At 63.9% G+C, this 17,767-nt stretch carries 14 protein-coding genes; 6 read left to right on the top strand and 8 right to left on the bottom strand.

The window, feature by feature from the left end; genetic code table 11:
* Positions 1 to 378: 378 nt before the first annotated feature.
* A complete protein-coding gene (katG, locus tag ACR0FC_RS13890) occupies positions 379 to 2,586 on the bottom strand; it encodes a catalase/peroxidase HPI (RefSeq protein WP_170340557.1) in 2,208 nt (735 codons plus the stop codon).
* Between the two features lie 304 nt (positions 2,587 to 2,890).
* Between katG and ACR0FC_RS13885 the strand changes: the two genes are divergently transcribed.
* Complete coding sequence (locus ACR0FC_RS13885; protein WP_170340559.1) at positions 2,891 to 4,510, top strand: GMC family oxidoreductase; 1,620 nt, start codon at positions 2,891 to 2,893, stop codon at positions 4,508 to 4,510.
* Here ACR0FC_RS13885 and ACR0FC_RS13880 read toward each other — a convergent pair whose 3' ends face one another.
* Positions 4,511 to 5,371, bottom strand: a complete 861-nt coding sequence (locus ACR0FC_RS13880) for an SDR family oxidoreductase (protein WP_170340561.1) — start codon at positions 5,369 to 5,371, stop codon at positions 4,511 to 4,513. It lies immediately after the preceding gene.
* 42 nt (positions 5,372 to 5,413) lie between these two features.
* Between ACR0FC_RS13880 and ACR0FC_RS13875 the strand changes: the two genes are divergently transcribed.
* Positions 5,414 to 6,094, top strand: a complete 681-nt coding sequence (locus tag ACR0FC_RS13875; RefSeq protein ID WP_480656823.1) for a class I SAM-dependent DNA methyltransferase — start codon at positions 5,414 to 5,416, stop codon at positions 6,092 to 6,094.
* Between the two features lie 6 nt (positions 6,095 to 6,100).
* Here the strand turns inward: ACR0FC_RS13875 and ACR0FC_RS13870 are convergent, their stop codons facing one another.
* The 3 genes from ACR0FC_RS13870 to ACR0FC_RS13860 are packed head-to-tail and all read right to left on the bottom strand — an operon-like array spanning position 6,101 to position 10,103.
* Complete coding sequence (locus tag ACR0FC_RS13870) at positions 6,101 to 6,880, bottom strand: carnitinyl-CoA dehydratase (protein WP_170340564.1); 780 nt, start codon at positions 6,878 to 6,880, stop codon at positions 6,101 to 6,103.
* Positions 6,877 to 8,940, bottom strand: coding sequence for an acetate--CoA ligase family protein (locus tag ACR0FC_RS13865; RefSeq protein WP_170340565.1), 2,064 nt, complete (start codon positions 8,938 to 8,940; stop codon positions 6,877 to 6,879). Before ACR0FC_RS13865 ends, ACR0FC_RS13870 begins: the two co-directional genes overlap by 4 nt.
* A gap of 2 nt (positions 8,941 to 8,942) precedes the next feature.
* Complete coding sequence (locus ACR0FC_RS13860; RefSeq protein ID WP_170340567.1) at positions 8,943 to 10,103, bottom strand: acyl-CoA dehydrogenase family protein; 1,161 nt, start codon at positions 10,101 to 10,103, stop codon at positions 8,943 to 8,945.
* A gap of 78 nt (positions 10,104 to 10,181) precedes the next feature.
* On the opposite strand from ACR0FC_RS13860, the gene ACR0FC_RS13855 reads away from it, so the two are divergent.
* Complete coding sequence (locus ACR0FC_RS13855) at positions 10,182 to 11,129, top strand: GlxA family transcriptional regulator (RefSeq protein ID WP_170340569.1); 948 nt, start codon at positions 10,182 to 10,184, stop codon at positions 11,127 to 11,129.
* Here the strand turns inward: ACR0FC_RS13855 and ACR0FC_RS13850 are convergent.
* The gene (locus ACR0FC_RS13850; RefSeq protein WP_170340570.1) at positions 11,126 to 12,115 is read right to left on the bottom strand and encodes a sterol desaturase family protein; all 990 of its coding nucleotides are present in this window, start codon (positions 12,113 to 12,115) and stop codon (positions 11,126 to 11,128) included. The genes ACR0FC_RS13855 and ACR0FC_RS13850 overlap by 4 nt on opposite strands.
* Before the next feature lie 11 nt (positions 12,116 to 12,126).
* Positions 12,127 to 12,882 carry a class II aldolase and adducin N-terminal domain-containing protein gene (locus ACR0FC_RS13845; RefSeq protein ID WP_170340571.1) on the bottom strand — a complete coding sequence of 252 codons (756 nt, stop codon included), beginning with the start codon at positions 12,880 to 12,882 and terminating at the stop codon, positions 12,127 to 12,129.
* A 120-nt stretch (positions 12,883 to 13,002) separates the two neighbouring features.
* Here ACR0FC_RS13845 and ACR0FC_RS13840 point away from each other — a divergent pair, with 120 nt between their 5' ends.
* Positions 13,003 to 13,881 (top strand): LysR family transcriptional regulator, encoded by an 879-nt coding sequence (locus ACR0FC_RS13840; RefSeq protein WP_170340572.1) that lies wholly within the window; start codon positions 13,003 to 13,005, stop codon positions 13,879 to 13,881.
* Positions 13,882 to 13,884: 3 nt separating this feature from the next.
* On the opposite strand, the gene ACR0FC_RS13835 is transcribed toward ACR0FC_RS13840, so the two are convergent.
* Entirely contained in the window at positions 13,885 to 14,310 is a 426-nt protein-coding gene (locus ACR0FC_RS13835; RefSeq protein WP_170341441.1) for a VOC family protein, read from the bottom strand.
* A 127-nt stretch (positions 14,311 to 14,437) separates the two neighbouring features.
* Between ACR0FC_RS13835 and ade the strand changes: the two genes are divergently transcribed.
* Complete coding sequence (ade, locus tag ACR0FC_RS13830) at positions 14,438 to 16,240, top strand: adenine deaminase (protein WP_170340574.1); 1,803 nt, start codon at positions 14,438 to 14,440, stop codon at positions 16,238 to 16,240.
* Entirely contained in the window at positions 16,237 to 17,700 is a 1,464-nt protein-coding gene (locus tag ACR0FC_RS13825; RefSeq protein WP_170340576.1) for an AMP nucleosidase, read from the top strand. The genes ade and ACR0FC_RS13825 overlap by 4 nt, the downstream gene beginning before the upstream one ends.
* Positions 17,701 to 17,767 lie beyond the last annotated feature (67 nt).

The following is a 17,767-nucleotide window of genomic DNA, read 5'->3' as shown; positions in this document are numbered from 1 at the left end:
CTCAAGATGCCCCCGGTCTCTCCCAGGCGTCTCAACCGTCTTTCCAGTCCGTCAGGCCGTCCATCCGACCAACCAACACCGCCTCAGCAGCGCCGGTGAAGGGGTATTTACGGATTAGGTCCGGGACCTGCAACCCCCATTTTGAAAAAACTTCGCAATTCTCGGCGGAATCTTTCCTGTGTTAATAAAAACAATAGGTTAGCTTAATAACTCCCACGATATTCCCCATTTTTGCGGTTTGCGTCGGCCATTTTTCAGGGTCCCTCCGCGCGGTGCGGGTGGAATCGTGGCCGCGCGTCTTGGCAAGACCAGGACTCGGACACGACAAACGCCGCCACGGTTTCCCGTGACGGCGCTGATCATTGGAGCTGTTCCGCCTCAAGTCAGGTCGAAGCGGTCCGCATTCATCACCTTGGTCCAGGCCGACACGAAGTCACCAACGAATTTGGCGTCGGCATCTGTCTGGCCGTAAACCTCGGCCAGAGCCCGGAGTTGTGAATTGGAACCGAATACCAGGTCCACCCGGGCTCCGGTCCACTTCACCTCACCCGAAGCCCGATCCCGGCCTTCATACACTCCATTGGCGTCTGCCGCCGGCTTCCATTCGGTGCCCATGTCCAGCAGATTGACAAAGAAGTCATTGCTCAAAACCCCGACCCGGTCTGTCAGGACGCCATGCGCCGTGCCACCGAAATTCGCACCGAGAACGCGCATACCGCCGACCAGGACGGTCATCTCGGGTGCCGACAGGGTCAACAATTGCGCCTTGTCCACCAGCAACTCTTCAGGAGACACGCTGTACTCCTTGCGCTGGTAATTCCGGAACCCATCCGCGAATGGTTCAAGCGGGGCGAAGGATTCGGCATCGGTCTGGTCCTGCGTGGCATCCGTACGGCCGGGTGCAAACGGAACATCAATGTCATGCCCGGCAGCCTTGGCGGCCTTTTCGATCGCCGCAACGCCGCCCAGCACGATTACATCCGCAAGCGAAACCTTCTTGTTGCCGGACTGCGCGGCATTGAACTCGGCTTGCACCGCCGCCAGAGCATCCAGCGCCTTGGACAGTTTCTCGGGCTCGTTGACGTCCCAGTCCTTCTGGGGCGCTAGCCGGATGCGGGCACCGTTGGCGCCACCGCGCTTGTCCGAGCCGCGGAAGGTCGAAGCCGAGGCCCATGCCGTCGCGACCAATTCCGACACCGACAGGCCGCAAGCCAGCAGCCGGGCTTTCAGGTCGGCCACGTCCGCGGCATCGATCAGATCATGGTCCACCGCCGGCACGTTGTCCTGCCAGATGAGCTCCTCGGCCGGCGCCTCGGGGCCGATGTAGCGCGCCTTTGGCCCCATATCGCGATGGGTCAGCTTGAACCAAGCGCGCGCGAAGGCGTCGGCGAACTCGTCGGGGTTTTCGTGGAACCGCTTCGAGATCGGCCCATAGATCGGATCCATGCGCATCGCCATGTCGGCGGTGGTCATCATCGTCTTGACCTTTTTCGACGGGTCATGCGCAGCTGGTGCCATGTCCTCTTCCTTGACGCCGACCGGCTCCCAGATCCACGCTCCGGCAGGGCTTTTGGTCAGGTTCCAGTCATAACCGAACAGAAGGTCGAAATAGCCATTGTCCCACTTGATCGGGTTCGCGGTCCAGGCGCCCTCGATTCCGCTGGTCGTGGTATCGTCACCCTTGCCTGTGCCGAACTTGTTGATCCAGCCAAAGCCCATCTCTTCGATCGGCGCGGCCTCGGGTTCGGGTCCGACCAGAGCCGGGTCCCCGGCACCATGCGCCTTGCCGAATGTGTGGCCACCGGCAACCAGTGCAACCGTCTCTTCATCGTTCATTGCCATCCGGGCAAAGGTGTCGCGGATGTCGCGGCCCGAGGCCAGCACGTCCGGCTCTCCGTCCGGGCCTTCGGGGTTCACATAGATCAGGCCCATCTGCACGGCGGCCAGCGGATCTTCCAGATCGCGCTCGCCCGAGTAGCGGCTGTGCGGGTTTTCGGTCGGGGCCAACCATTCTGTCTCGGCACCCCAATAGATATCTTCCTCGGGCGCCCAGATGTCCTCCCGGCCGCCGGCAAAGCCGAAGGTCTTGCCGCCCATCGATTCGATGGCGCAGTTGCCGGCCAGGATTATCAGGTCGGCCCACGAAATCTGGTTGCCGTATTTCTGCTTGATCGGCCACAGCAGACGACGGGCCTTGTCGAGGTTGCCGTTGTCCGGCCAGCTGTTGAGAGGCGCGAACCGCTGGTTCCCGGTCGAGGCACCGCCCCGCCCGTCAGCCGTCCGGTAGGTGCCGGCGCTGTGCCAGGCCATGCGGATGAACAGACCGCCATAATGGCCGTAATCCGCCGGCCACCAGTCCTGCGAATCCGTCATCAGGTCATACAAGTCCTGTTTCAACGCGTCATAGTCGATCTTCTTGAACGCGTCGGCATAGTTGAACTCGGCCCCCAGCGGATTGCCGGCCGGTTGGTGCTGGTGCAGTATCGCCAGGTTCAGCTGGTTGGGCCACCAGTCCCGGTTCGATCGGGTTCCGGCGCCGTGCATGATGGGGCATTTGCCCGTGTTGGGGTTGTCGCTTCCGTCCATCTCAATCTCCGATCCTGGCTGGTGTCAGTCTGTTTGCAAGGCAACCGTGCGAATGGCACGTCAAAAAGGGGCGGACAGCAGTCCGCTGGAATACCCAGAGTCATAGCAAATCCCAGTCATGAGAAAAAATTTTGTTTTCGGATTGATTTGATAGGTATTGGTTATGGCTCAACCGGGTTCTTTCCAACCGATCCCTATCCACATGACGCCGCGTTCCCCAACGCCCAGATTGCCTTTTGCGGCCGGTGCTTCAAACTGCGGGCCGTGACGCGCGACACCGCGCGGGCCACAGCGGAGGATCGCCATGCAATTCGACTACGTCATCGTCGGCGGAGGGTCCGCGGGATGTGTGCTGGCCAACCGTCTGAGCGCCAATCCGGGCACGCGGGTCTGCCTGCTTGAGGCGGGCGGGGGCGGGAACGGTATTCTGGTGCGGATGCCTGCCGCTGTGGTCGCCATGCTGCCGGGACGACCCAAGATCAACAACTGGGCCTTTGAAACGGTGCCACAACCGGGGTTGAACGGACGCAAGGGCTATCAGCCGCGCGGCCGGGCCTTGGGCGGATCCAGCGCGATCAACGCAATGCTCTATGTGCGCGGACAGCGGCAGGATTATGACGGCTGGGCCGATCTGGGCTGCGAGGGCTGGGACTGGGACAGCGTTCTGCCCTATTTCAAACGGTCCGAGAACAACGAACTCGGCGCGGATGACTTGCATGGCGCCGACGGCCCGCTTCAGGTGTCCGACCAGAAAGAGGAACGCCCGATCACCCGCGCCTTCGTCGAGGCCGCCGCCCAGTTGCAACACAAGGTGACCGACGATTTCAATCGCGGCGACAACGAAGGCGCGGGGCTGTACCAGGTCACCCAGTTCCACGACCCCGCCAAAAACGGCGAGCGGTGCTCGGCCGCCGCGGCCTATCTGTTTCCAGTCATGGACCGGCCCAACCTGACGGTCATCACCGGGGCGCAGGCGCGCGAGATCACCTTTGACGGCCACCGCGCCACGGGCGTGATTTACCGCCAGGGTGGCAAGGGCGCCGACCTCACCGTCACCGCCACGCGCGAGGTTCTGGTCTGCTCGGGCGCACTGAAATCGCCGCAACTGCTGCAGCTGTCGGGCATCGGCGACCCCGAGGACCTGAGCCCGCATGGCATCACCGTCCGCCACGCGTTGCCGGGCGTGGGCAAGAACCTGCAGGATCACCTGGATTTCATCCTGGCCTACAAGACAAAGGACACCGACAATTTCGGCATCGGCGCCGCCGGTACGGTGGGACTGATCAAACACCTTTTGCGGTGGCGCAAGACCGGGGTGTCGATGGCGGCCACCCCCTTTGCGGAAGGCGCGGCCTTTCTGAAGACCTCTCCCGATCTGGACCGCCCCGACATCCAGCTGCATTTCACCATCGCGCTGGTGGACGACCACGCGCGCAAGCTGCATCTGGGATATGGGTTCAGCTGCCATATCTGCAAACTGCGCCCCGAAAGCCGCGGCACCGTTTCGCTGCACAGCGCCGACCCCTTTGCCGCGCCCGCGATCGACCCGGCCTATCTGTCCGACCCGCGCGATCTGGACACGATGATCAAGGGCGCGCGGATGACGCGCGAAATCCTCGAGGCACCGGCCCTCGCCAAATACCGCCACAAGGAAATGTTCGGCACCGACACCGCCCGGACCGACGCGGATTGGGAACGCCATATCCGCGCGCGGGCCGATACGATCTATCACCCCGTGGGCACCTGCAAGATGGGGGTGGATGACATGGCGGTGGTCGATCCGCAGCTGCGCGTGCGTGGGTTGCAGGGGCTGCGGGTGGTCGATGCCTCGGTCATGCCGACGCTGGTCTCGGGCAACACCAACGCGCCCACGATCATGATCGCGGAAAAGGCCGCCGACATGATCCTGGCAGATGTGGTCTGATCAACTGCCCTTCAACGTCTGATCCGCGTGCAGCGCCTCAAGGCCCACGCGGTAGTTGGGGTATTTCAACGTCACGCCCAGATCGGTCTTGATCCGGTCGTTCCGAACGCGCTTGTTCTCGTTGTAGAAACTGCGGGCCATCGGGGTCAGGTCGGCCGTGTCGAAATCCACCGCAGGCGGCAGCGGCAGGCCCTGAAGCTGCGCGGCATAGCCGATCACGTCCTGCGGCGGCACCGGTTCGTCATCGCAGACATTGTATATCGCGCCCGGATCGGGACGGCGCATCGACGCCTCGAGCACCTGTGCGATGTCTTCGACATGAATTCGCGAAAAGACCTGCCCCGGCTTGATGATCCGCCGCAGCCCGCCTTTCTTCAGCTTGGAAAACGGCCCCCGCCCCGGCCCGTAGATGCCCGCAAGGCGAAAGATGTGCAGCGGCAGGCCGGGGATCGCGGCCCAGTCCTGCTCGGCTTGCAACCGCCAGCGCCCGCGCTCGGCCGTCGGGGTCGCCGGCGTGGTTTCATCGACCCAGCCCCCCTGCTGGTCGCCATAGACGGCGGTGGTCGACAGGTACCCGACCCAGTCGAACTGCCCGGCGCGCGCGGCGATCTCATCCCGCAGGGCGGCCAGAACCGGATCTCCCTTGGCCGTGGGCGCGGTCGAAATCAGCAGATGCGTGACCCCGTCCAGATCGGGGGCTTCGCCCGGCCAGACTAGCGGTTTGGCCCCGGCGGCACGGATGGCGTCCTTCTCGGCGGCATCGCGGGTGGTTCCGACGATGCGCCAACCCTTGGGGGCCAGCCGGCGCGACAGGGCGCGGGCGGTATAGCCGTGCCCGAATGAAAAAAGCGTTCCAGTCATGGGCCATTGATGATCGCGCCGCGGGCGGGATGCAAGCGCCGGATGGCCGCACTTGATTCGAATCCCCGCCTGCGCCTTCATGGTGTCATGAGTGATGACAAACCCAGCCTGCACGCGGCCTATGCGCTGAAAACTCCGGCAGACAACAAACGGCTCTATGCCGAATGGGCCGGAGATTACGATCGCGGATTCGCCGCGCGCGAGGATTACCAGCTGCACATCCATACCGCCCGCGCCTTTGTCGGCGCCCGGGGACAGGGTCCGGTGTTGGATGTGGGTGCGGGAACCGGCCTGTGCGGCGCGGTTCTGGCCGATCTGGGCGTGGGGCCGATCGATGCCACCGACATCAGCGCCGAGATGCTGGACAAGGCCATGCGCAAGGATATCTACCGCGACGCGATCGAGGCCGACCTGAACGAGGGCATCCCCGTTCCGCGCGACAGTTATTCGGGCATCGTGTCGTCGGGCACGTTCACCCACGGCCATCTTGGCCCCGAGGTTCTGCCCGCCCTGCTGCGGGCGGCCCGGCCCGGGGCGCAATTCGCCCTGTCGATCAACGCCAAACACTTCGAGGCGCTGGGATTCGCAACCGCCTTCGACATTCTGCAGGCCAAGGGCCGGATCGAACATCTGACCCTGACCCCGGTACGCATCTACGGCGATCTGGCCGCCGGCCCCAACAAGGACGACACCGCGCTGATCGCCCTGTTCGAGAAATCCTGATCCGGCTCAGCGGCCCTTCCAGACCGGGTCACGCTTTTCGGCAAAGGCGCGGGCGCCTTCCAGATTGTCCTCGGAGCCATAGAGCACATCGACCGTCCGCAGCTGGCGTTTGGTGATGCGGTTCATGATGTCCTGGAACTTGGAATCTTCGGCCTCGCGCACGATCTCCTTGATCGCGGCGTAGACCAGCGGCGGGCCGCTGGCCAGCAGGCGGGCCAGGTCCCACGCGCGGTCCATCAGCTGGTCGGCCGGGACGATCTCGTTCACCAAGCCCCAGCGGTGTGCTTCTTCTGCGTCGAACCAGCGGCCGGTCAGCAGCAGTTCCATCGCGATGTGATAGGGAATGCGCTTGGGCAACTTGACGCTGGCCGCGTCCGCCACCGTGCCCGAGCGGATTTCCGGCAGCGCAAAGGTGGCGTGATCGGCGGCCAGGATCATGTCGGCGCTCAGGGCCAGTTCCAGCCCGCCGCCGCAGGCGATGCCGTTCACGGCCGCAATCACCGGCTTGTTCATATCCCGCAGCTCCTGCAGACCACCGAAACCGCCGACGCCGTAATCCCCATCCACCGCATCGCCCTCGGCCGCGGCCTTCAGGTCCCAGCCAGGGCAGAAGAATTTTTCGCCGCCCCCCGTCAGGATCGCCACGCGCAGGTCGGGATCATCGCGGAAGTCGCGGAAGACCTCGCCCATGACGCGGCTGGTGGCCAGATCGATGGCATTCGCCTTGGGCCGGTCCAACGTGACCTGAAGGATTGCACCATCGCGGTAGGTCTTGATCGGGTTCATGAACATGCCTTTCGGATCAGGGCATCAACGGCGACCACACCGTCGGCCGCGCAGATGAGAGGGTTGATTTCAACTTCGTCCACGACCGCCGCGTTGGCAATGACGTAGTTCTGCACCGCCATGACCACCCGCACGACAGCATCAATATCCACGCCGGGCTTGCCCCGATATCCGCTCAACACGGGCGCACAGGCCAGCTTGCCCAGCGCGCCGCGGACCGCAGACGGCATGGACGGGATCAGGATCGAGGTGGAGTCGCGCAAGATCTCGGTCAGAACCCCGCCCGCCCCAAGGGTCAGGACATAACCATGCGCCGAGTCGCGGGTGACGCCGATCAACAGCTCGACCACCCCGGCCGGGGCCATTTCCTCGATCAGGACCTCATCGGTGCCGAATGATATCGCGATCTCGGGCAAACCCTGCGCGGAAACGCCCAGTCGCACCGCGCCATGTTCGGATTTGTGCGCCAGACCAACGCCTTTCACCGCGAAGGGTCCGCTCAGACCGTCCACCGCCTTTTCCGCCCGATCCGCCCGCGCGACGACCGAGCGGGGAACCGGCACGCCGAAAGCGGCCAGGTCGGCCTTGGCCTGGGCCTCGGTAAGTATGGTTGTGGCCTCAACGGGGGCGGGCAGCAGAACCGGCTCCTGCGGCTCGGGACGCGGGCGTGCTGCAGCGCGTGTCGCCGCCAGCGCCTCGCGCAGCCCGCCAAAGGGCACGACACCGCCCGCCATCAACCGCTTGGCCACGCCCTCGGGCATCAGTTCCGGCAAGGTCGCGGCCACGGCAAAGGGACGGCCGGTTTCGCGGGCGCAAGTCAACGCCGCGCGGGTGGCGCAGTCCCAATCGGTGGCATCGGTGTGAGGGTAATCGACGATCGAGATCGTCATCGCCACATGCGGCCCCGTCATCGCCGACCACGCCCGTGCCATCGCGTCAGCGTCGCGCCAGATATAGGTGTGGTAGTCCAGTGGATTGGCCAGCGCCACCATCGGCCCCAGCGCCGCGCGCAGGCCCGAAACCTGATCTACGGTGAGCGGCGGAAAGTGCAGGCCGGTTCCTTCGGCCATGTCGGCGGCCAAGCTGGCCTCGCCACCGGAACAGCTGATCGTCGCCACTCCGGTCCCGTCCAGCGGCCCGGTGACATGCAACAGTTTCAGTATTTCCAGAAACTCGGGCACGTCGTTCAGCCGCGCGATTCCCAGCCGGTCCAGAAACGCCTGCGCCCCGGCATCACTTCCCGCCAGCGACGCAGTGTGCGAAATGGTCGCCGCCTGCGCCTGTGCTGACCGCCCCACCTTGAGGGCCACGATCGGTACGCCCCGGTCACGCGCCTTGGCCGCCAGCGCTTCCCATTTGCGTAGGTCGCCGAAGCCCTCGACATGCAGGCCGATGGCGGTGATCCGGTCATCCTCCAGCAGCGCCATCGCGATTTCGGCCTGATGGGTCTGCGCCTGATTCCCGCAGGTCAGCATAAAGGCCAGCGGCAGCGCCCGGCGCTGCATGGTCATGTTGATGGCGATGTTCGAGCTTTGCGTCAGTATCGCGACGCCCCGGTCCACCGGGCGCATCCCGTGCTGGTCGGGCCAGATCGCCACCCGGTCCAACCCGTTGACGAAGCCGTAACAGTTGGGACCGAGGATCGGCATGTCCCCCGCTGCAGCCACAAGCTGCGCCTGCAGATCGGCCCCGTCGGCGTCCTCGGCCAGCGCTTCGGTAAAGCCCGAGGCGAAACACACCGCGCCGCCCGCGCCGATGCGGGACAGAGCCTCGACCGCCTCGATGGTGGCGCGGCGATTGATGCCGACAAAGGCCGCGTCGGGCGCTTGGGGCAGGTCTTCGACCCTGGCAAAGACGCGCTCGCCCGCCACCTCGTCGGCCTTGGGATGCACCGGCCAGACAGGGCCGGTGAACCCTAGTTTTCGCACCTGGCGGATGACCTCGGCGCACCATGCGCCCCCGCCAATCACCGCCAGCGAGCGGAACCCCAGCATCCGCCTCAGCGCGGCGAGCTTTCCCGGCGCGAGCGCACCCGCCGCGCCGCTGAGGCCCGGCGTCATGTTCACGCCCCCAACGCGCGCAGCAGGTCGCGGCTGATGATGTGGCGCTGGATCTCGCTGGTGCCGTCCCAGATTCGCTCGACCCGGGCATCGCGCCAGAAGCGTTCCAGCGGATAGTCATCCATCAGACCCATTCCGCCATGCACCTGGATCGCCGCATCGGTCACCCGCGCCAGCATTTCCGAGGCATAGAGCTTGGCCGAGGCGATCTCGCGATTGGCGGGCAGGCCCTTGTCCAGCCGGTCGGCGGCGGCCAGGGTCAGCAGGTCGGCGGCGTCGATCTCGGTGATCATGTCGGCGATCTGAAAGCTGACGCCCTGAAACTTGCCGATCTTCTGGCCAAACTGTTCGCGGGTGGCGGCATAGTCCAGCGCATAGTCGAAGGCCCGGCGGGCGCGGCCCACGCACATGGCCGCCACGGTGATGCGAGTGGCATACAGCCAGGTGTTCATCACCTCGAACCCGCCATCGACCTCGCCCAGCACCTGCGCGTCGGGCAGGCGGCAGTCGTCGAAATCTAGCACCATGTTCTTGTAACCGCGATGACTGACCGATTTGTAGCCGTCGCGGATGGTGAAGCCCGGCGTGCCGCGATCGACCAGAAAGGCGGTGATGCGCTTCTTGGGACCTTTCGGCGTCTGATCCTCGCCCGTGGCAATGAAAACGATGATGAAATCGGCATGTTCCGCGCCCGAGATGAAATGCTTGGTGCCGTTCACCACCCAATCGCCGCCATCGCGCGCGGCCGAGCATTTCATGCCCCGCACGTCCGAACCCGCGCCCGGTTCTGTCATCGCCAGCGCGTCCATCTTTTCGCCACGCACGGCGGGCATCAGATAGCGTTCGATCTGATCCCCCTGACAGGCCATCAGGATGTTCTGCGGCCGCCCGAAGAAGTGGTTCAGTGCCATCGACCCGCGCCCCAACTCGCGCTCGACCAGCGCGAATTCCAAGTGGTTCAACCCGGCACAGCCAACGCTTTCGGGGAAGTTGCAGGCATAGAAGCCCAGCTCGATCGTCTTGCGCTTGATCTCGTCAGCGATCTCTTTCGGCACCTCGCCGGTGCGTTCAACCAGCTCTTCGTGGGGATAGATTTCCTTTTCCACAAAGCTGCGGACGGTCGAGACGATCATCTCCTGCTCGTCGGTCAGGCCATATTGCATCGCGGGTCTCCGGTTTCTGGGCGTGCGATAATCCTGACGCGGCTTGAGGTCTCAATAATGCAGAACTAGACTTCGATCATGCAGAAATGGAGCAAATCACCCGCCGCACCGCAGCGATTCGGGGTACTTCTGTTCGACGGGTTCTCGAACCATTGCCTGGCCAACACGGTCGAGCCGCTGCGCGCGGCCAACACGCTGTCGGGGCAGCGACTGTATGACTGGCAATTCCTGTCACTGGATCCGAGGCCGGTCACGTCATCCTCAGGGTTGCAGGTGGCGCCCCACGCGGCGCTTACGGATGCGGATGGGGATATGCTGTTGGTGATGCCCTCCTACGGGTTTCAGGCACATGGAGGTTGGCGCACCCAGGCGGGGTTGCGTGCGGCGACGCGGCGCTTTCGCACCCTCGCCGGGCTGGACACCGGCAGTTGGCTGCTGGCCCAGGCCGGATTGCTGAACGGCCACCGCGCCACGATCCATTGGGAGGAGCTGACCGCGTTCACCGAGCGATTCCCCGAAGTCGAGACCTGCCGCGAGCGATATGTCATCGACGGTGACCGCATCACCTGCTCGGGCGCGATGGCCGCCTTCGATCTGGTGATGCACCTGATCGGGCAGGATCACGGTCAGGCGCTGGCACTGGAAGTCGCGCAGCTGTTCATGACCCGCGACTCCGCCCGGTCACATTCCGGCGGCGCTGGCTCGGCCAGTTCGCATGTCAACAAAGCGCTGGCACTGATGCAGGAAAATCTCGAGACCCCTCTGCCGATCCCCGAGATTGCCCGACGCGTGGGACGGTCGCAAAAAGCGCTGGAATCCCGAATGCGGGCGGACCTGGGGGCCGGGCCGGCCAAGGTCTATCGTCGGATGCGTTTGAACCTTGCGCGCAAGCTGGCCGCGGAAACCGACCTGAGTGTTGCCGAAATCGCTCTGCGCGCGGGTTATGAGGACCCCAGCGCGCTGACCCGCGCCTTTCGGGCCGAGTTCGGTCTCAGTCCACGAGCCCTGCGCAGCCGGGCCCGCTAGGTATACATCTGTTTCTTGTAGGCCCGCGTCCGCGTCGTCGCCTCGGCCGATCCGTCATGGTAGGTGCCGAACCATTTGTCGAACGGAATCTCGGACGTGCCGTAGTTGCACTCGAAATACCGGTGGTGCAGCTGGTGAAAGAAATCGCCGGCCCGCGCGGCGTCCGTATCCCCCGCTTTCAGCTTCTCGAACCCCGAATGGGACAGGACCGGGCTGATCTGCTGGAAATAGACATGGAACAGCAGGTGCAGCGGGTTTGAGGGCACGATCAGGTGGATGAAATAGGTCGTGAAGTACAGCAGGTTCTCGTACCAGTGGTTCGAGATGCCCGACCACGGCCCAACATTGACGTTGCGGTGATGTACCGCGTGCACATGCTTGTACAGTTTCGGATGATGCTCCAGCCGGTGCACCCAATAGAAATGCAGACCCGACCACATCGGGATGAACAGCATCCAGATCACGCACCAGACCGGCGCGCTGGTCCAAGTGACTGTTGGCGCATACCCGTTGGCCATTGCCCAGTAGATCACCCATTGATAGACGGTCGCCACCGTCATGGCGCTGCCCAGCGTCCACCAGATGTTGTCCCAGACCTGATTGCGGAAGGTGAAGGTTCCGTTGTCGCGGGTCAGGTCGCGGCGATCGAACTTTTTGTACATACCCTGCCCCTTGCGCATGTACAGCCACCAGTGCAGCCCGCCCGCGACAAGGATCTGAGGCACCATGTTCAGCAGCCAGACGCGGAACATCCAGCCCGGCGCAAAGCTTTGCATCGCATCGAGCGGCGGCAGGAACAACACATAAGCCGCCAGCGCCAGCACCAGGCACAGGGTCAGCGCGGTGATCTGCAACCATGCACCGCCGTACCATTTCACAACCGCCATCGGTCTGGGCGGCCAGCTGAACAAAGGGTTCAACGCCACAGGGTCAGACGGCCGATAGTGCCAACGGGCGGCTTCGGGATCATGCGATGCATCGGTCATGACAAAACCCTCTAGGTGGCGTAGTCCGAGCCTTCGGAGTCCAGAACGGCCTTGATCTCGCGCAGATGCGCAGCGGCCTGATCGGGATAGTCGTCCAGTTCCTGCGCGGTCTTTTCCGCGATTTCATCCGACAGCACCCGCAATGGCAGGCCCGTCTGAAGGGCGCGGATATAGGTCTCGGCGGCGCGCTCGAAATAATAGAGTCTATTAAAGGCATCGGCCGCATCGCTGCCGATCACCAGCACCCCGTGGTTGCCCATGATCATGACCTTCTTTTTCGGGTCCTGCAGCATTCCAGCGCAACGCTCACCCTCGCTTTCAAAGGCCAAACCGCCGAATTCGTCATCAATGACATAGCGGTTGAAAAAGGTCGCAGTGTTCTGGTCGATCGGCGGCAAGTTGCTGTCGGCCAGCGAGGCCAGGACGGTGGCAAAGATCGAATGCACATGCATCACGCAACGCGCATTGGGGCATTTGCGGTGAATCGAGCCATGCAGACCCCATGCGGTGGGGTCCGGTGCGCCGGGCTTGCTCATTGTGTCGGGATCGTTGGCATCAAGCAGCAGCAGGTCCGAGGCACGGATGCGCGCGAAATGCATCTGGTTCGGGTTCATCAGGAACTGCGTGCCATCCTCGTTCACGGCAAGGCTGAAGTGATTGGCGACCGCTTCGTGCATGTTCAACCGCTCGGTCCAGCGGAAGGCGGCGGCCATGTCCACGCGCTCCTGCCAATGGTCGATATTCCGTTTCAGACTGGTGACGCTCATCCGGGGGGCTCCATTCGGCTTGGACAGGTGGCTGGTGAAAACCGTGCCGGGCCGGGGCGCAATTGACCAACGAAAAAATCGCCGCTTTGGCATAAGCCCAGCTTATGGCAGGGTTATGCGATGAGAAACCCGCTCCCCCCCCTCGGTTGGCTGCGCACGTTCGAGGCCGCGGCCCGCCACCTGTCGTTCACCGGCGCAGCGCGTGATCTGAACATGACGCAAAGCGCCGTCAGCCAGCAGATCAAATCGCTCGAAGGCTATCTGGGCCAACCTCTGTTTCACCGGCGCCCCCGCGCATTGGGGCTGACCGAGGCCGGAATCACCTATCTGCCCGTCGTACGCGAGGCGTTCCGGACGCTGGTGCGTGGCACCCAGGCCGTGACCGGGCAGCAGGAAAATACCGTTCAGGTGCAGTGCAACATCACCTTCTCGGTGAACTGGCTGGCCCCCCGCCTGCCCGCCTTCCGCGTGCTGCACCCCGATGTCCGCCTGAACATCTTCACCGAGTTGTGGGAGCCGCGCGAGATGGCCGAAGGCGCGGCGGTGGAAATCCGTTATTCCCTGCGCCCGGCCGACACGGTCCGAACCGAGCTTTTGCGCAGCGATCACTATTACCCGGTCTGCGCCCCCGGTTTCCCGGTCACGCTGGAGACCCTTCAGCGGCAACCGCTCTACGATTGCTCAAACCTGCTGTCGAACTGGGCCAGTTGGGCCGAAGATCAGGGTCTAAACTGGGAGAATCCGCCGATTACCTATGCCACGACCTATATGGTCGGCCTGTCCGTCGCGATGGCCGGAGGCGGGCTGTGTCTGGCCCATGACACGATCGCCAGACGCCTTCTGGACGATGGCCGCCTAATCGCGCCGTTCGAGCATCGCGCACCGATGCCCGAGGCCTATTACCTGCTGCTGTCGCCCCAGGCCGAGGAGACCCCGGGTGCCGTGGCCTTTGCCGAGTGGATCAGGGCGGAAATCGCGGCCGAGCAACACCGCGCCTGACTTTCAACCGTCCTTGGGGCGGCTGGCGACCCAGGCATAGCCGTTCTCGCACAGGATATAGGTCTCGCGCAGGCCATGGGGCTTGTCGGTCGGCTCCTGCAGGACGACTGCACCAGCGGACCTGGCGCGCTCCGCCGCCTCGTCCGGGTCGGTGTCGTACAGGTGGATCTCGATCCCGCCACCGCGTGGGGGCGTTTCGGGAACCAGCCCCAGCAGCGGGTTGGAATGATAGGTGCCGTCCGAATGCAACTGAAACACCTGAGCGCCATAGGTGACGATGGCGAAATCCGCCGTCACCTGATGGGATTTCAGGCCAAAAACAGTCTCTAAAAATGCGCATTCCGCCGGGACATCGCGCACCAGCAGGTTCAGCCCGATCCCGCGCAGGCTGCGGCCGAAACTGTCGGCATCCATGGTTTCGTAATCCATGTCCCTACCAGACCCCGCATCGCGGCGCGGATCAAGCATTTGCTGCCCCGCAATCGGTCGGATGACGGTTTCATGAAGGTGGCACGGCAGGGGTTGCACCTTCCGATGCATTCGGGAAAGTTGTGCCATGGAATACGCACCCTTCCCATCCTGGCCCGACGTCGCCCCCCGCCTGATCGCCGTTGCCGCCGGCCGCGAAGCCGCCGACATGGTCATTCGCGGCGGGATCTGGATCAACGTGCACAGCCGCGAGGCGCTGCCCGATCACTCCATCGCCATCGCCGAAGGTCGCATCGCCTATGTCGGCCCCGACGCTGGCCATTGCATCGGCCCCGACACGCAGATCATCGAAGCCAAGGGCCGCTACATGATCCCCGGCCTGTGCGACGCGCATATGCACATCGAATCCGGCATGCTGACCCCGGCCGAATTCGCCCGCGCGGTGATCCCGCATGGCACCACGTCGATGTTCACCGACCCGCATGAGATCGCCAACGTACTGGGGCTGGACGGCGTGCGGATGATGCATGACGAGGCGCTTATGCAGCCAGTCAACATCTTCACCCAGATGCCGTCCTGCGCGCCCTCGGCGCCGGGGCTGGAAACCACCGGCTATGAGATCACCGCCGAAGACGTGGCCGAGGCGATGACCTGGCCCGGCATCATCGGGCTGGGCGAGATGATGAACTTTCCCGGTGTGATCAACGCAGACCCCAAGATGCTGGCTGAGATCGCCGCCACCCAGCGCGCGGGCAAGACGGTGGGCGGACACTATGCATCCCCTGATTTAGGGCCTGATTTTGCAGCCTATGTCGCCGGCGGCCCGGCGGATGACCACGAAGGCACCTGCGAGGCCGACGCCATTGCCCGCGTGCGGCAGGGGATGCGGTCGATGATGCGGCTGGGCTCGGCCTGGTATGACGTGGAAAGCCAGATCACCGCCGTCACCGAAAAGGGGCTGGACCCGCGCAACTTCATCCTGTGCACCGATGACTGCCACTCGGGCACGCTGGTGAACGAGGGTCACATGAACCGCGTCGTGCGCCATGCCATCGCCTGTGGCTGCGACCCGCTGATCGCCCTGCAGATGGCCACGATCAACACCGCCACCCATTTCGGGCTTGAGCGCGAGATCGGCTCGATCACGCCGGGCCGCCGGGCGGACGTGATCCTCAGTTCGAACCTGACTGAACTGCCGATCGAGATGGTCGTAGCGCGCGGACAGGTGGTGGCCGAAAATGGCGCGATCACGGTGGATTGCCCGCATTACGACTGGCCCGACCGGGCACGCAACACGGTGCATCTGGGCCATGCCATGACCGCCGCCGATTTCGAGATCCCCGCGCCAAACGGCGCCAACCGCGTTTGCGCCAACGTGATCGGCGTGGTCGAGAACCAGGCCCCTACCCAGGCGCTGAAGGCCGAGCTGCCGATCATCGGCGGGCTGGTCGAGGGCGAAGGTGACGTCTGCCAGATCGCGCTGGTCGAACGGCACCGGGGCACGGGCGGCGTCACCAACGCATTCGTGTCGGGCTTTGGCTATCAGGGCCGAATGGCCATGGCCTCGACCGTGGCGCATGACAGCCACCACATGATCGTGGTCGGCACCGACCGCGAGCAAATGGCGCTGGCCGCCAATCGTCTGGCCGAAGTGGGCGGCGGCATCACCATCTTCCGTGATGGCGAAGAGCTGGCGCTGGTCGAACTGCCCATTGCGGGCCTGATGTCCGACAGCCCTGCCGCGGACGTCGCGGCCAAGGCGCAGAAAATGGTCGAGGCGATGCAGGCCTGCGGCTGTCAGTTGAACAACGCCTATATGCAGCACTCGCTGCTGGCCCTTGTCGTCATCCCCGAACTGCGGATATCCGATCTGGGACTGGTGGATGTCCGAACATTCGAAAAAATTGACCTTCTGGAACCCCTCGCATGACAAAAATAACAACTCCCGACCCACGGGACCCCGAGATTTTCACCGATGCCGCCGCAGCCGTTGCCCGGCTGGAAGAGCTGTATAACGAGGCCACCGCCTTTCTGTGCGAAAGCTTTGCCGAGGCGATGGAAAGCGGCGCGCCCAAGGTCCGGTACAGAGCCTATTACCCGGAAATCCGTATCCGTACGGCGTCTTACGCGCATGTGGACAGCCGCCTGAGCTTTGGTCACGTGTCCGAGCCGGGGGTTCACGCCACTACCGTGACCCGGCCGGATCTGTTCCGGTCCTACCTCACGCAGCAGATCGCGCTGCTGATCAAGAACCACAACCAGCCGGTGACCATCGGCCCTTCGACCACACCGATGCCGGTGCATTTCGCCGTGGCCGGCAACCCCGATCTGGTGGTGCCGCATCAGGGTGCGGCCGGGTTCACCCTGCGCGACGTGTTCGACGTGCCCGACCTGACCACCACCAATGACGACATCGTCAACGGTGTGCACGAACCGCAGGATGGCGTCGGCCCGCTGGCCTTGTTCACCGCGCAGCGCATCGACTATTCGCTGGCCCGGCTAGCCCACTATACCGCCACCGATCCGGACCATTTCCAGAACCACGTTCTGTTCACCAACTACCAGTTCTATGTCTCGGAATTCGAGAACTACGCCCGCGCGCAACTGGCCGACCCGAACAGCGGCTATACCAGTTTCGTCTCGACCGGGAATGTCGAGATCACCGACCCCGACGCGCCGCTGGAACAGCCGCTGAAACTGCCGCAAATGCCGACCTATCACCTGAAACGCGCCGACGGGTCGGGGATCACGCTGGTCAATATCGGCGTCGGCCCATCCAACGCCAAAACCGCCACCGATCACATCGCGGTGCTGCGACCACACGCCTGGCTGATGGTCGGCCACTGTGCGGGGCTGCGCAACACGCAGGCTCTGGGGGATTTCGTGCTGGCCCATGCCTATCTGCGCGAAGACAAGGTGCTGGACGACGATCTGCCCGTCTGGGTCCCGATCCCGCCGCTGGCCGAAGTTCAGGTCGCGCTGGAACGCGCCGTGGCAGAAGTGACCGAGCTGGAAGGCTATGAGCTGAAGCGGATCATGCGCACCGGCACGGTGGCTTCGGTCGACAACCGAAACTGGGAACTGCGCGACCAATCCGGCCCGGTGCAACGGTTGAGCCAGTCGCGCGCGATCGCGCTGGACATGGAAAGCGCCACGATCGCCGCAAACGGCTATCGCTTCCGCGTTCCCTACGGCACTTTGCTGTGCGTATCCGACAAGCCCCTGCATGGAGAATTGAAGTTGCCCGGCATGGCGTCCGAGTTCTATACAACCCAGGTCAGCCGCCATCTGGCGATCGGAATCCGCGCGATGGAACACCTGCGAGGCATGCCGCTGGAACGTTTGCACAGCCGGAAATTGCGCTCGTTCGACGAAACGGCCTTCCTCTGACGCAAAAAAGCAACGAAATCCCCATATTTTTTGGGGTTTCGGTGCTACTATTCGTTGTGTTCGCCCA

The sequence above is a fragment of the Ruegeria sp. BB9 genome (assembly GCF_056539345.1).
Note: the sequence above shows the minus strand (reverse complement) of the source record. Positions and strands in the feature narration are given on the sequence as shown.